The following is an 11,368-nucleotide window of genomic DNA, read 5'->3' on the forward strand; positions in this document are numbered from 1 at the left end:
ACACGCTTGCTTCATTGTCATTCCTGGATGGAGTCGCGATGGCGCTTGCGAACTGGCAACCCCATGAAAACTCGACACGATCAGGATAAGGTGACCGAAGCGGCGGATCTGTTCGTCCGGTTACGTTAGCGGGAGACTTTGGCAAAACCAACCGCGGCCGACGCCCCGGAGCCGCGTTCCCGAGACGCTCGCCAGGGAGAGACGCGGCGGTCGCCGCCCGGTCGCGCCTGCATGCGACGTCTGCACGAACGTCATGAAGGCGCGTGTTCCGGTTGCGCGGGTACCGCGAATTCGGCCGGCGCGTACCAGCCGGCAAGCAGCTCGGCGCAACGGGTGACGACATACTGCGCAGCGGCGTTGCCGTACAACGAATGGTCGAGCGCGTCCCGCATGTCGACGGATACGTTCGGCCAATGCGCGAACGCACGGGATGCGGGGCCGAAATGCCGAACGAGCGCGTCGACGCCCGTATCGAACGTGCCGTAGATGAGATGGGTACGGATGCCGCCGGCCGACATGTCATGCAGCAATCCACGAGGCGTCTCGTGACCCGGCCGCCAGCCGAAATGCTCGCCGACACGCTTGACGGGCACGGTCATGACGCCCGCGACCAAACGAAACACGGCACGCAGGACCGGCCGCAGGTCGCGCCCTTCGAGCAGCAACCGACGCAGCTTGTGGCGGCTGCGCAGCGATGCCCAATAGCCACGCATCGAGTTTGTCTGGTTATTGACGACATTCGCGAGCGTTTCTCCGCGTGGCCAGATGAAAACCGGAAGATTGACCGCAATCACGCCAGCGAAACGCTCGCGCGAGGCGGCGTGAAGCGACGCGTACGCGCCGGAGCAAATCCCGAACGCAACGATCTCGCGATGCCCCTGCTCCTTCAGCCAGTCCGCTGCGGATGCGATATCGACAATCACCTGGTCCGAATACGGAATGTCCGACTGATCGTCTCTCGCACGCGGGCCACTGTCGCCGATGCCGCTCGAATCGATACGCAGGCTGCTGATACCCGATGCCGCGAGCGATCGCGCCAGTCGAACCGCAAACCGACCGTCGGCGACATGCGGATTGGCCGCCGTATTGGTAATCAACAGGGTCGGCGCGGCAGCGCGTCGGATGCAGCCGGCCGGTTCGCACAGCACGCCGACCAGGCGCCCCGGCCCCACGGAGACCATCCGTTCGATACTGCCTTCCCCGGTCAGCGTCACGGCCGACTCGACATCCCGCGCGGAAACGCGAACGGTCGCATCGGAACCGTCGTCGATCCAGTTCGCAACCGTGTCGAGCAATCCGTCGGGCAGCCGCGACCACACCGGCTCCCTCATGAGGCCGCCCCAATCGGGGCAGGTCCGAACCTCGACCGAAACAGCGCGTGCCTGCAGCGCGTCCGACAGCGCAGGCGCGTCCCCGTACGGCGCATCGACGAGCAACGCGCGCGCCGGCAATGCCTGCAATCGTTCCGCAGACTCGCACAGGTTGATGCCTCGGAGTGCCGCGACGAGATCATCGGGATATGCGTGCCCGAGCACATGCAGAGGTTGCTCCTCCCGAATCGCATCCCGCACGGCCGGCGGCGCGTTATCGAGCCAGCGTTGCGCGACGAGAGAAAGCTCGCGCAGGTAGCCGCGGCCGCGCACCACTGGCGCCAGCGCGACGAAGCGCGTGAACCCGGGGATACCGTCCGCGGCGAGGAGCGCCAATGCGGCACCGGCGCGCACGCCGACGAGCGTCAGCGTGTCCGACACGACACGCTCGCGCAACGCATCGACGGCATGCCGAACGCTCGCGAGCATGTGTTCGAAGCGTTCAGCGTCGCGTTCGTCGCCCAGCGAGTCGCCGCTCGCCGGATAGTGGAATCGCAGCACCGGAAAGCCGCGATCGGCGAGATGCTCGGCGAGCGCGCGCACGAGTTTGTGAAGCCAGAGCGCCTCGTGACCAAGCGGCTCGCAAATCACGATGCCGTGCGGGCGATTGCCTGCATGAAACCAGCCGACACATCCGTTGAACTGAATGGGTGTCATGATCCGGTCCTTGCGCTGTACACCTGATGGCCCGATGCGCTGCTGGATGCCTGCCGCATGCCGCGAAGCAGGCATCCGGCTACCGGAAACGACTGCACGTGCGTCCGGACGAACGTCGACTTGCGGCCACCACGAGGCTGCAGGTACGCTCGGCCGCATAAAGCCAATCGGGAACGACTGACGTTGCGGCGATGCGAGCCGATTCCCCGTAACCGGCCCCGTCCTTGCGTATCGATTTGGATTCCCACGAAAACGCCTGTATGTGAAAACACCCGCATGCCCGACCGGGCCCGGCGAGTGCCTGTCGAGGATCGCCTGACCGGCAAGCGCCTCTGGGTTGAGATTGGTCTTGGTAATTTTTTGGCCGGATGACGTTACATTTCCGTTCCTTCCCCCCGGATCAGCTTGGCACGCCGGACACGGCGACCTGCTCGAATATCGACGATTAGGCCACCCAATCCCGACAAATTCCGTACGTCACATTACATTTACACAACGCGCCTTTCCGGACTTGCGGCGGCACGGTCACGCAAGGTTCGCCGCCGATCGTGCACGGTCGCCCTGATCGCCCGCCCGCACCGGTGACCGATGCTGACGCGCGCCCGTCGACGTGTAGACCCGCACTCGGCTACCGGGCCCGCGGCGCCCCCACGGATTCGCCGTGCATCCAGCGCCGCCCAAGTGGCCAGGCGCTTCGCCAGGATTTATCGTCCGTCGGTCAAGGTACGCGTCGCCGGACGGGGCACTTCGCCCGGCACGAACGCCTTCGCGTCGCTTGCTGCATGTACACGCACCGCGTCCCGGTCGGACAATGCGCACGGCAATGCTCGATTGAACACCGTCCGACACGGTAGATATGTGAGCAACCTCACTCAACACCTCAGTTGAAGGCGGGCCCGCGTCGTTGGACTCGGCACAACCGCCATTCCCCCAGTCCCGGAATCAAAACGGCATTCACGACGGGCAGTGCTCGAAATGACCGAAGCACGGTTGGATGCGCACGCAACGAAATTGAACGCACGCATCGGCACGTGACCGCTGTGCAGAAGCGTTTTCTCGCAGGTACTTCTTACCCGACCACACCCCGCCATCGGGAACGATGACCGTCTTTCCGCCCCGCTACGCGCCCCTACGAAATAAAGATCACACGTATCGGTAGAAACACCGATGCTGTAGTCAAACTACATTTGTACGATTGGTCGCTGCAGAGAATCGCTACATCCGATTCGGCAGCGTCGGGCGGTCCGCGTCGCCGCCCTCGATGTTCGATCGGGCCCAACCGGCCGTAACGATTCCCCGCCTGGCCCGGCATGCCGACGCGCAACCACCCAGCATTGCCAGCCAATTGCGTCCGGTGCGAATCCACCGGACGTACGCAGCTCCAGACATCATCCGAACAACCGGCAATACGATCATGGAGAGCAACATGCGGGACACACTCTGGCCGGCCGTCGTGCTGGCAGCGACCCTCTGCACCACCGCCTACGCGGGCGACGCCGATTTCAACGCGCAGGGCGACGCGACCGATGCGTTCGCGTCGGCCGCGGCGGTTCGGCGCGCTGACCTGCTCGTGCGCAAGATGACGCTCGACGAAAAACTTCAATTCATTCATTCGCAATACGAAATGTCAAAGGTGCCGGGCGGCGGCGCCGGCTACATCCAGGGTGTGCCGCGCCTCGGCATTCCCGACCTGAACATGGTCGATTCGGCGACCGGTTCCGGCAGCACGTCGCAGGCCAGCACGACGTTCCCCGCGACGATCGCCGTCGCCGCGAGCTGGGATCGCCGCCTGTCGTACGACTACGGCAAGCAGGTCGCGATCCAGTTGCGCGCGCAAGGATTCGGCATGGGCCTCGCCGGCGGCACCAACCTCGCGCGCGAACCGCGCGGCGGCCGCCTGTTCGAGTATCTCGGCGAGGATCCGCTGCTGGCCGGCGACCTGCTCGCCGAACGCACGCTCGCCACGCAGCGGCAGAAAGTCATCGCGACCATCAAGCACTACGCCGGCAACGAGCAGGAGCACGGCCGGATGGGCGGCAACACGCAGATCGACGAACGCACGCTGCGCGAGCTGTACCTGCTGCCGTTCGAGATCGCCGCGAAGCGCGGCCGGCCCGGCAGCGTGATGTGCAGCTACAACCGCCTGAACGGCACCTATGCGTGCGAGAACCCCCATCTCCTGAACGACGTGCTGAAGAACGAATGGGGCTTCCAGGGCCAGGTGCAGTCCGACTGGGGCGCCACGCACAGCACCGCCGCCGCGATCAACGCCGGGCTCGACGAGGAAGAAGACGTCGGGCCGAGCGTGTACCTGACGCCGGCGGCGGTCAAGCAGGCGATTGCGAACGGCTCGGTGTCGACCGCGCGCCTCGACGACATGGTGCGCCGTAAGCTCGCGGTGATGATCCGCGTCGGCGTGATGGACGATCCGGCCAAAGGCGGCGGCACGATCGATTTCGCGGCCGGCAACCGATTCGCGCAGGCGGCCTCCGAGCAGTCGATCGTGCTGCTGAAGAACGACGGCAACCAGTTGCCGCTCGCCGCGTCGGCGCTGTCGCGTATCGCCGTGATCGGCGGCCATGCCGATGCGGCCGTGCTGTCGGGCGGCGGCTCGGGCAACACGCGCGACCCCGTATCGGGATCGTTCGCGGGCTGCGGCGGCCTGACGTTCGGGTCATCGACTGGGTGCAGCTGGTGGCGCAATCCGTGGCTGAAGGTGGACGTGCCGATCGTCGCGGCGATCCGTGCGCTCGCGCCGGCCGCGCAGGTCACGTATGCCGGCAACAGCGATCAGCAGTCGCCGTTCCGCGCGTACACGCAGCAGGAGATCGACCAGGCCGCGGCACTCGCGGGCCGCTCGGACGTCGCGATCGTCGTGGTCGCGCAGCCGGCCGGCGAGGATTTCGGTGATCTCCAGAGCCTGAGCCTCGCGAACCCGTCGAACCAGGATGCGCTCGTCGAAGCCGTCGCGCGCGCGAATCCGCATACGATCGTCGTCGTCCAAAGCGGCAATCCGGTGCTGATGCCGTGGAAGGACAACGTGTCGGCCATCGTCGAGGCGTGGTATCCGGGCGAAGCCGGCGGCAAGGCGATCGCGAACGTGCTGTTCGGCGCGGTCAATCCGTCCGGCAAGCTGCCTGTCACGTTCCCGGCGCGCGATCAGGATTCGCCGACCTGGGGGCAAAACGGTGCGTTCGACAACGATCCCGTCTATGCGGAAAAGCTGAACATGGGCTATCGCTGGTATGACGCGCACAACATCAAGCCGATGTTCGAGTTCGGCTACGGGCTGTCGTACACGCACTTCGCGTATTCGGGGCTGTCGGTGTCGAAGCAATGGGACGGATCGCTGAGCGTCGCGTTCACGGTGCGTAACGACGGGCGCGTTGCCGGCGCGGAAACGCCGCAGGTCTATCTCGGCGTGCCGTACAAGGACGAACCGCCGAAGCGGCTGGTCGGCTGGGAGAAGATCCGGCTGAATCCGGGCGAGGCGCGGCGTGTGCACGTAACCGTGTCGCCGCGGATGCAGAGCGTGTGGGATACGTCGCGTAACGGCTGGCGCGTGGTGCCGGGCGGGACGGTGTACGTCGGTGCGTCGTCGCGGGATATCCGGTTGCAGGGGCACTGAGCGGTAGAGGAAGAACGGAAGCGCCGCGTGCGTCGTGCGCGGCGCTTCCGTATTCACTCATCCGCAAACGCGCACCTCACCGGAACAACAGCGCCAGCACCGTCGCGAGCGCGGCAATCGCGGCGATCCCCGCCGCCATCCCGGCCAGATGCGCGGCGATCACCAGGCCGGCCGGCAATCGCGCGGATGCCGGGCCGCAGGCCCCACCCGCCGGCCCGGCCCGCGATCGGAACGCAGCGCCGGCCATCACACCCCGCTCCCTTCGAGCGTATCGAGCAACGGCCGGGCCAGATGCAAAACCTGGTACACCGTGCCCGCGCCGCCGGCGTCCAGTTCGTGCTCCGATACGAGCACGCGCGTCAGCCGCCAGCGCAGCGGATCGAGGCTGACGGCGGCCGCAGCCGTACCCTGCCGCGCCGCCACGTCGCGATTGCGCTCGACCTCCTGTGCCAGCGTCGCATCGAGGTCGGCGTCCGCCGGAATATCGATGGCTTCCAGCCGCACGAAGCGCCCCGTCGACGCACTGCCCTTGCGCGCATCGAGCGCGACCTGCACGTCGATCGGCGCGCGTCCGAAACTGTCCGTCACGACCCGATAGCGGCCGTCCGTGACGAACCCGGCGAACGCCTGTTCATTGCGCCACAGATAAAGCGACGCATAGCCGTTTTCCGTCGCACCGTAGCGGCCCGCCTCGCGCAGCAGAAACCCCTTGAACACGAGATCCGGCGTGTCGTCCCAGAGCCTGCCGCGCTCGCGCACGCGATTGCGGATGATGTCGAGGTCGTAGTCCGCCGGCAGGCGGTGCACGTAGTACGCGGTCAGCATGATCGACTCCTGGGATTGACAAGGGAGATTCCGAACGGCTCGATAACAGCGTAGAAGACCTTGAATCATTTGAAAAGACGATGGCAGAATATTTCAATGATTCATTTTCTTAATGAATGAGTGCACGATGAAAACCCTCGACATCGAAGCCGTGCAGGCGTTCGTGCTGACCGCCGATCTCAAGAGCTTCACGCGGGCCGCCGAGGCGATGGACACGACGCAGTCCGCGGTGAGCCTGAAGATCAAGCGACTTGAAGACGGCCTCGGCCGCCGTTTGCTGGAACGCACGCCGCGGCAGGTACGCCTGTCGGCCGACGGCACCGCGTTCCTGGAACCCGCGCGCGAGCTCGTAGCGGCTCACCAGGGTGCGGTCGGCGCGTTCGGCGCCGGCCAGCGGCGGCTGGTGATCGGCGTGAGCCATCATGCCGTCGGCGCCGATCTGCCGATGCTGCTTCGGCGCATGAGCGAAGCGGAACCGGGACTCGTGCTGGAGATCCGGGTCGCCGCGTCGCGCGACGTGCTCGATGCGTTCGATCGCGGCCAGCTCGATGCCGCCGTCGCGCTACAGCACGACAGCCGGCGGCTCGATGGGGAAACCCTGCTGTCGGCGTCGTTCGGCTGGATGGCCGCGACCGATTTCGACTACCATCCGCCGCAACCGCTGCGGCTCGCGACGCAGGCCGAGCCGTGCAGCGTGCGCCACATGGCGATCGGCGCGCTGGACGAAGCCGGTGTCGCGTGGACTGAAGTATTCGTCGGCGGCGGCGTGGCGACGATCGGCGCGGCGGTGTCCGCGGGGCTCGCCGTCGCCGCGCTCGGACATCGCGTGGCGCCCGTCGGGACGGTCGACGTGGGCGCGCGATACGGGCTGCCGCCCTTGCCGGCGCGCGACGTGGTGCTCTACTCGAACCTGACCGATGCGCGGGCCCGGCAGGCGCTGCGCACGCTGGGCGCGGCGCTGCGGTCATCGGTCGGCGCGCGGTGACAGCGCGCTTGAACCATCGGAGAAAAAATTGGAACGGCCGCTGCCGCACCATGCACGGTGGCACTTCGCCATTCCGTATCCGGCACCTCACCCGGATCGGGCCCTGACGGCATCGAAAGGCTTCGACGCGCGCCACGGTAAAATTCCGTCTTCATCCCGCTCATGCAGGTGACCCATGCCTGCCCGGGCCAGCCCCCAAAGAACCGACACGCCATCATCATCTTGATTTCCCTACACTTTCCCCGTCGCGACGCATGATGTACTCGCTCGCCACCACCTACATCCGGGAACTCGAGATCCGCAAGAGCCGCTTCATCGCCTACGCGATTCCCGTCGAAGACCGCGACGCCGCGATGCAGGCACTGCAACGCCTGCGTGACGAACATCCAGCCGCCACGCACGTGTGCTGGGCATTGCTGGCGGGCGGCCAATCGGGGATGTCGGACGACGGCGAGCCGTCCGGCACGGCGGGCCGGCCGATCCTGGAAGTGTTGCGTCATCACGATCTCGACGGTGTGCTCGGCGCGGTCGTCCGTTACTACGGCGGCGTGAAGCTCGGCGCGGGCGGGCTGGTGCGCGCGTACACCGATGCAATCGCGTCGGCGCTGCTCGATGCCGAGCGCGTCGAGCGCATCCGCTACACGCGGCTCGCCATCGAGATCGGCTATCCCGAGGAGGCGCGCGTGCGACGCTGGATCGAACAGGCGGGTTATGAACTGGTGGACAGCGCGTACGGGATGACGGTCAAGCTCGTGATCAAGCTGCCCGAGACCGCCGACGCGAACGCGCGGACCGAGTTGTTCGACCTGACGCAAGGGCGATCAGGCTTTCCCGATCTGTGACGCGCGGCAACCGGCCGCCCCGTCGTTCCCGCTGCCTGCAAATTCCGCCGAAAAATCAGATACGTCCGATAGAAAAACCGCACGCTGCCACTTAATCTCACCGGGTTCCCGGCGACTCGCGCCGCATACGTTTTATCCGCAGGCCGGCACAGGCAGCACGCAACCGCCACCGGCCGAGTCGGCACGCCAGGGCCGGGTGTGCCGACGTGCGGTTCGTCACGCGTCGCCAATAATCAAAATTCAGCTACGGGATAACGGACGCATGCATCAAGTGCAGACACTGCAAGCCCAGCTTGCGGAACTCGATCGGCGCATCAAGGCGGCGCGGAGCCGCGAACGCAATGCGGTGCTGGCGCAGGTACGTGAACTCGTCACGAGCTACGCGCTGACCGCGCGGGAAATCTTCGGGCAGGGTTACAGCGATCGCGCGAAGCTGTTCACCGTCGGCGTGAAGTATCGCGACCCGGCAACCGGCGCGACATGGAGCGGCCGCGGCCGTGCACCCGCATGGATCGTCGGGCGCGACCGCACCGCGTTCCTGATCCGGGAGTAATGCGCGCCGCGTGGCGCGGCGCGTCCCTTCATCGCATCGAATCCGCGCCGGCCGCTCAGTACGTGTCCGGCACGATCATGTTGTCCGGCACCGGTCGACGGATGTAATCCTCGTGATGCTCACGCGGCGGCAGGTCGATCGGTGCGTGCGGCACCTCGTGATACGGCACTTGCTGCAGCAGGTGGTGAATGCAGTTCAGCCGCGCGCGCTTCTTGTCGACGGCCTGCACGACCCACCACGGCGCCTCCGGAATGTGCGTACGCAGCAGCATCTCTTCCTTCGCGGCCGTGTAGGCTTCCCAGCGGCGGCGGCTCTCGAGATCCATCGGGCTCAGCTTCCATTGCTTGAGCGGATCCTCGATCCGGCTCTGGAAGCGCACTTCCTGCTCGTGATCGGTAATCGAGAACCAGTACTTGACGATCTGGATCCCGCTACGCACGAGCATCTTCTCGAATTCGGGCACCGAACGGAAAAACTCCTCGTATTCCTCGTCGGTACAGAAGTTCATCACGCGCTCGACGCCCGCGCGGTTGTACCAGCTGCGGTCGAACAGCACGATCTCGCCGCCGGCCGGCAGATGCGCGACATAGCGCTGGAAATACCATTGCGTGCGTTCGCGGTTGTTCGGCGCCGGCAGCGCCGCCACACGGCAGACGCGCGGGTTCAGCCGCTGCGTGATGCGCTTGATCGCCCCGCCCTTGCCGGCCGCGTCGCGCCCCTCGAAAATGACGACGAGCCGGTGCCCCGTGCTCACGACCCAGTCCTGCAGCTTCACGAGTTCGCCCTGCAGGCGGAACAGTTCGCGGAAATATTGCTTGCGCGCCTCGCGGCGCTCCTGCGAAAAGAGCAGGTCGTCGCTGTCGTCGAAGCGGCGATCGTCGAGCTCCATCTCGAGCTCTTCGTCGTAGGCGTCGACCAGATCTTCCTCGAAGCGGCGCTGGCGCGCCTCCATCGACTCCATATCGGTGCGGTCGTCGGTCTCGGTACGGGTATCGTTGTCGCCCATGGGGCCTCCTTCCATCATTGACGCAGCCAAACGCTGACATTATCCCAGTGTCACGCGTCAAATTCATGAAAAAAGGGGCCGGCGCGCCGGTCAGAAGCGGAACGCGAGCAGCACGCTGGCCAGCACGGGGTTCGCGGAAATATCGAACGTGTTCGATGCGAGTTGCCGATTCGGCTGGTCGATGTCCAGCGTAATCTTCGTCCGCAACGGGATATAGGTCACCATGCCGGTGATCCAGAACTGCCGCGTGATCTGGTAGCTCGCGCCGACGGTGAACACCGGCTCCCATACGCTCTTCACCTTGGCCGACACGTTGGTCTTGCCCGCCAGCAGCAGGTCGCCGCCGGCATCCCAGATGCGCTGGAACAGCGACGGGTCGAGCAGCAGCGACTGCAGGCTGCCGATGTCCGCGCCCGCCGCGAGCAGCCCGCCGAGCGACGCGAGCTTGCGCTGGAACACGGGATTCAGGTTCGTGTTCGTGAAGCGCGTATAGCTGATGCCGATGCCCGCGAACGGGCGGAATCGATCCTCGCGCTCGCCGAGGTAGTACTTGAACACGACGGAGCCGAGCCATGCGCGCGTGGTCGCGAGCGGGTTGCTTTGCGTGTTCGCGAGATCGATCAGCGGAAAGCGTCCCTGGACACCGGAAAAGATCCGGTCGAGCGGCAGCGCGATGCTGCCGTGCCCGCGCAGCGTCAGCACCGGCGGAATGCCCGCGCCGAGTTCGGCCGCCCAGTTCTCCGAGAAAAAGTGGGTGAACGTGAAAGCCAGCGTGTTCGTATTGCTGAGCGACAGGCTCGAACCGGAGTTCTGGAAGCTGTTCAGCCCGAGTGCGTCCGTGTGCGTCGTCACCGGCGTCGATCGGCCGGTCGTGCCGACGAAGTGCCAGCCGAGGCCGACCATGTTGCGGTCGTCGCCCATCAGCTGCGTCAGCAGCGGCGGCGCCTGGGCGGCCGGCAGATCGGGCAGCCGCGACGGGTCGATCGGATGCAGTTCGTACGGCATCCGGTCGGCGTGGACGACATCGCCCGCCGGTGCGTCATCCGTCGTTGCATCGCGTGTCGCGGCCGGCTCGCAACCGCCGGCTGCGCCGTTGTCGTCGAAGCCGATGCCGTCCGCGCCATCCTCGCGTGTGGCCGCACATGCGCGCCCCGCCCCGCGGGTCCGCTGGCCGAGCGTGATCTTGCGCGCCGTGAACGGTACGGCGTCGGGTTGCGGCGCATCGCCGCAGGCGGCCGCGCCGGGTCGATCGGATCAAGTTCGTCCGCCATCCGGCCGGCGTGGCCGCCATCGCCCGCCGGTGCGTCATCCGCCGTTGCATCGCGTGTCGCGGCCGGCTCGCAACCGCCGGCTGCGCTGTTGTCGTCGAAGCCGCTGGCGTCCGCGCCATCCTCGCGTGTGGCCGCACATGCGCGCCCCGCCCCGCGGGTCCGCTGGCCGAGCGTGATCTTGCGCGCTGTGACCGGTAAGGCGTCGGGTTGCGGCGCATCGCCCGACTCGCC

9 protein-coding genes and 2 pseudogenes are annotated in these 11,368 nt (G+C 66.3%); 6 read left to right on the forward strand and 5 right to left on the reverse strand.

The genetic code is table 11. The features are described 5' to 3' along the window. Positions 1 to 251: 251 nt before the first annotated feature. Positions 252 to 1,871 (reverse strand): alpha/beta hydrolase, encoded by a 1,620-nt coding sequence (locus tag G3N98_RS25070; protein WP_346779106.1) that lies wholly within the window; start codon positions 1,869 to 1,871, stop codon positions 252 to 254. On the opposite strand from G3N98_RS25070, the gene G3N98_RS39900 reads away from it, so the two are divergent. Next, positions 1,779 to 2,054: a hypothetical protein gene (locus tag G3N98_RS39900; protein ID WP_241026073.1), complete on the forward strand. Its 276-nt coding sequence runs from the start codon at positions 1,779 to 1,781 to the stop codon at positions 2,052 to 2,054. The genes G3N98_RS25070 and G3N98_RS39900 overlap by 93 nt on opposite strands. A gap of 1,399 nt (positions 2,055 to 3,453) precedes the next feature. Continuing rightward, complete coding sequence (locus G3N98_RS25075; RefSeq protein WP_206149493.1) at positions 3,454 to 5,655, forward strand: glycoside hydrolase family 3 C-terminal domain-containing protein; 2,202 nt, start codon at positions 3,454 to 3,456, stop codon at positions 5,653 to 5,655. A gap of 76 nt (positions 5,656 to 5,731) precedes the next feature. Here G3N98_RS25075 and G3N98_RS25080 read toward each other — a convergent pair whose 3' ends face one another. Beyond that, positions 5,732 to 5,902, reverse strand: a complete 171-nt coding sequence (locus tag G3N98_RS25080; RefSeq protein WP_174971639.1) for a hypothetical protein — start codon at positions 5,900 to 5,902, stop codon at positions 5,732 to 5,734. Next, on the reverse strand, positions 5,902 to 6,480 hold the full coding sequence (locus tag G3N98_RS25085; RefSeq protein ID WP_206149494.1) for a DUF4865 family protein: 579 nt from the start codon (positions 6,478 to 6,480) through the stop codon (positions 5,902 to 5,904). The genes G3N98_RS25080 and G3N98_RS25085 overlap by 1 nt, the downstream gene beginning before the upstream one ends. A gap of 127 nt (positions 6,481 to 6,607) precedes the next feature. Here G3N98_RS25085 and G3N98_RS25090 point away from each other — a divergent pair, with 127 nt between their 5' ends. The 3 genes from G3N98_RS25090 to G3N98_RS25100 all read left to right on the forward strand — a co-directional run bounded on the left by G3N98_RS25090 (position 6,608) and on the right by G3N98_RS25100 (position 8,860). Beyond that, positions 6,608 to 7,465: a LysR family transcriptional regulator gene (locus tag G3N98_RS25090; RefSeq protein ID WP_206149495.1), complete on the forward strand. Its 858-nt coding sequence runs from the start codon at positions 6,608 to 6,610 to the stop codon at positions 7,463 to 7,465. Positions 7,466 to 7,719: 254 nt separating this feature from the next. Continuing rightward, complete coding sequence (locus tag G3N98_RS25095; protein WP_089432569.1) at positions 7,720 to 8,307, forward strand: YigZ family protein; 588 nt, start codon at positions 7,720 to 7,722, stop codon at positions 8,305 to 8,307. A gap of 262 nt (positions 8,308 to 8,569) precedes the next feature. Beyond that, entirely contained in the window at positions 8,570 to 8,860 is a 291-nt protein-coding gene (locus tag G3N98_RS25100; protein WP_089427679.1) for an H-NS histone family protein, read from the forward strand. 55 nt (positions 8,861 to 8,915) lie between these two features. On the opposite strand, the gene ppk2 is transcribed toward G3N98_RS25100, so the two are convergent. Then, positions 8,916 to 9,866: a polyphosphate kinase 2 gene (gene ppk2, locus G3N98_RS25105; protein ID WP_089442659.1), complete on the reverse strand. Its 951-nt coding sequence runs from the start codon at positions 9,864 to 9,866 to the stop codon at positions 8,916 to 8,918. A gap of 90 nt (positions 9,867 to 9,956) precedes the next feature. Further along, a pseudogene (locus G3N98_RS25110) lies at positions 9,957 to 10,877 on the reverse strand (OmpW family outer membrane protein); the annotation flags it as partial. Positions 10,878 to 10,880: 3 nt separating this feature from the next. Between G3N98_RS25110 and G3N98_RS39905 the strand changes: the two are divergent. Further along, positions 10,881 to 11,368 (forward strand): annotated as a pseudogene (locus G3N98_RS39905) (hypothetical protein); the annotation flags it as partial.

The sequence above is a fragment of the Burkholderia sp. Tr-20390 genome, from assembly GCF_017104595.1.
Lineage (GTDB): Bacteria > Pseudomonadota > Gammaproteobacteria > Burkholderiales > Burkholderiaceae > Burkholderia.

What these genes read in the sequence shown, in the direction of transcription:
- G3N98_RS39900 (WP_241026073.1), top strand. Translation starts at nt 1,779, where the DNA reads ATGCCGAACGCTCGCGAGCATGTGTTCGAAGCGTTCAGCGTCGCGTTC.
- G3N98_RS25075 (WP_206149493.1), top strand. Translation starts at nt 3,454, where the DNA reads ATGCGGGACACACTCTGGCCGGCCGTCGTGCTGGCAGCGACCCTCTGC.
- G3N98_RS25080 (WP_174971639.1), bottom strand. Translation starts at nt 5,902, where the DNA reads ATGGCCGGCGCTGCGTTCCGATCGCGGGCCGGGCCGGCGGGTGGGGCC.
- G3N98_RS25085 (WP_206149494.1), bottom strand. Translation starts at nt 6,480, where the DNA reads ATGCTGACCGCGTACTACGTGCACCGCCTGCCGGCGGACTACGACCTC.
- G3N98_RS25090 (WP_206149495.1), top strand. Translation starts at nt 6,608, where the DNA reads ATGAAAACCCTCGACATCGAAGCCGTGCAGGCGTTCGTGCTGACCGCC.
- G3N98_RS25095 (WP_089432569.1), top strand. Translation starts at nt 7,720, where the DNA reads ATGATGTACTCGCTCGCCACCACCTACATCCGGGAACTCGAGATCCGC.
- G3N98_RS25100 (WP_089427679.1), top strand. Translation starts at nt 8,570, where the DNA reads ATGCATCAAGTGCAGACACTGCAAGCCCAGCTTGCGGAACTCGATCGG.
- ppk2 (WP_089442659.1), bottom strand. Translation starts at nt 9,866, where the DNA reads ATGGGCGACAACGATACCCGTACCGAGACCGACGACCGCACCGATATG.